The organism is Vibrio sp. 10N.222.52.B7, from assembly GCF_041474275.1.
Taxonomy (GTDB): Bacteria; Pseudomonadota; Gammaproteobacteria; order Enterobacterales; family Vibrionaceae; genus Vibrio; species Vibrio crassostreae_C.
On sequence record NZ_JBFRTU010000170.1, the window covers coordinates 1 to 628 of the forward strand.

The 628-nt window shown below is 45.5% G+C and carries 1 protein-coding gene and 1 pseudogene; one reads left to right on the forward strand and one right to left on the reverse strand.

The features are described 5' to 3' along the window. On the forward strand, positions 1–374 hold a 374-nt coding region (locus tag AB4512_RS22070), incomplete at its 5' end, for a pyridoxal 5'-phosphate synthase (protein ID WP_102545077.1). Positions 375–476: 102 nt separating this feature from the next. Here AB4512_RS22070 and AB4512_RS25540 read toward each other — a convergent pair. Then, positions 477–628, reverse strand: a pseudogene (locus AB4512_RS25540) (helix-turn-helix transcriptional regulator); the annotation flags it as partial.

A 628-nucleotide genomic window follows, 5' to 3' on the forward strand; every position in this document is an offset into this window, starting at 1 on the left:
ACAACAGCAAAATCAGTTTGCACTTTCCTTGGCATCCACTTGAGCGACAAGTTCATATTACGGGCACGGCTGAAAAGCTAACGGCTATGGAAAATATGAAGTACTTCTCGTCACGTCCAAAAGAGAGCCAATTGGCCGCGATTGCAAGTAAGCAGAGTAGCCGCATCTCAGCGCGTGGGATTTTAGAAGGTAAGTATCTAGAGCTTAAACAGAAGTTTGCCAAAGGCGAGATTCCCGTGCCTTCTTTCTGGGGTGGTTTCCGTGTACGTGTAGATAGCATTGAGTTTTGGCAAGGTGGTGAACACCGCTTGCACGACCGTTTCTTGTTCTCTCGCCAAGACAACAGTTGGGATATTGATCGCCTAGCGCCTTAGGCTTTTTGATCGCTTAGCTGCTTAACAGATCTAAAAATGCCGTTGATTAGACTGATCAAATCAACGGCATTTTTTTGTCTGGATTTTCAGCTGAACAGTCAATCAGTCACTGTGCAGAACAACGGAGATCTGTTTTTTGAGCAGAGTTTCTGGGATCACTGAGCCCAATCCTGAATCCAACGCATACTCAATCAATTGGCTTTTACTGCGTGCATCAAACTTCTGTTTCAATCTAGCGACATGACCTTCGACCG